General features: G+C 60.2%; 1 protein-coding gene. It reads right to left on the bottom strand.

The features are described from left to right. The coding region (locus JF66_RS18540) for a phospholipase D-like domain-containing protein (RefSeq protein ID WP_035880329.1) at positions 1–1254 on the bottom strand (1254 nt) is incomplete at its 3' end. Positions 1255–1354: the final 100 nt, after the last annotated feature.

Here is a 1354-nt window from a genome sequence, read left to right as displayed (position 1 = left end):
GATCACGGCCACGTCTTCGTCGATCGTGAAATGCTTGGCGTGCAGGATGTACGGTGCTTTGTACATGTAGATGTGCACACCGGCGGTGAGTAGTTCCTCGTAGTACGAACGTTGCGCGTGATAGACGACGGCCTGATCTCCGATCTCGGAGACGAACAACTCCACGTGTATCCCGCGCTGCGTCGCCGTCGTGATCGCATAGGCCATCGCCTCGTCCGGCACAAAATACGGGCTGGTGATGATGATGCGATCCTGAGCGTAATACAGGAGCGCGAGGAACAGCCGCAGATTGTTCTCACCCTTGAACCCCGGGCCGCTGGGCACAACCTGACAGTCAAGTCCCTCTGAGCCCAGGCTGGGCATGACGGGTTCGACGTCACGAGTGAGCAGCTCGTCGGTCTCGCTGTACCAATCGGTGATGAAGATCGCGTTCAGCCCGAACACGATCGGACCCTCGACGCGAGTCATCAGGTCTTTCCATTGCAGCCCGCGACGGATGTTGCCCCGCATGTTGTAGGAACGGTCGATGATGTTCTGCGATCCCATGAAGCCCACGCGGCCGTCCACGATCAACAGCTTGCGATGATTGCGCAGGTCTGGCCGCTGCCACTTGCCACGCAGCGGCTGCACCGGCAGCATCAGCTCCCACTTCACCCCGGCATCCGTGAGTCGTTGTTTGGTCTGGCGAAAGCCCGGCTTGCGCATGGACTGAATGTGGTCCATGAGAACCCGCACGATGACGCCACGGGCCACAGCATTCTCGAGCGCGTCGAAGAACGGCCCCGTGGAGTGGTCGAGCGACAGAATGTAGAACTCGACGTGCACGTACTTGCGGGCCGCATTGATGTCCTCAATCATCGTGTCGATCGCCACCTGATACTCACCGAGGAGGCTCGCGCGGTTATCGCCGACCAGAGGCATCGCGCCGAGATTGCGGTTGAGCTCGACGACCGATTCGAGCCAGGACGGCCACGGCTGGTCGCGGTCGACGCGTTCCATACCCTCGGTGCTCTCGCGGATGAACTTATTGATCTCTTCCTGCTTGGCCAATCGCCCGCGCGGCAGCATTCGATACCCGATGAGCAGGAAGAGCAGAACACCCACGTACGGGATGAAGAAGATCGTGAGCAGCCAGGCCATACCCGACATGGGCCGCCGGTTGCGTGGCACCACGATGATCGCGACGATTCTCACCGCGAAGTCGATGACAAAGGCCACCAGTACGGTGATGGTCACCCCACCGAAATCGAACATGGGGTATTAGGTCGTGGGCTTGTCGAGACCGAGGCGCTCGCGTTCTTCCGCTTCAATGCGGGCATACACCTTCCGTTCGGTGCGGTCGGCCCGAAGAATT

It is taken from the genome of Cryobacterium sp. MLB-32 (assembly GCF_000738085.1).
Taxonomy (GTDB): Bacteria; Actinomycetota; Actinomycetes; order Actinomycetales; family Microbacteriaceae; genus Cryobacterium.
The sequence above is the reverse complement of the archived record's forward strand: the minus strand, read 5'-3'. Positions and strand labels throughout refer to the sequence as shown.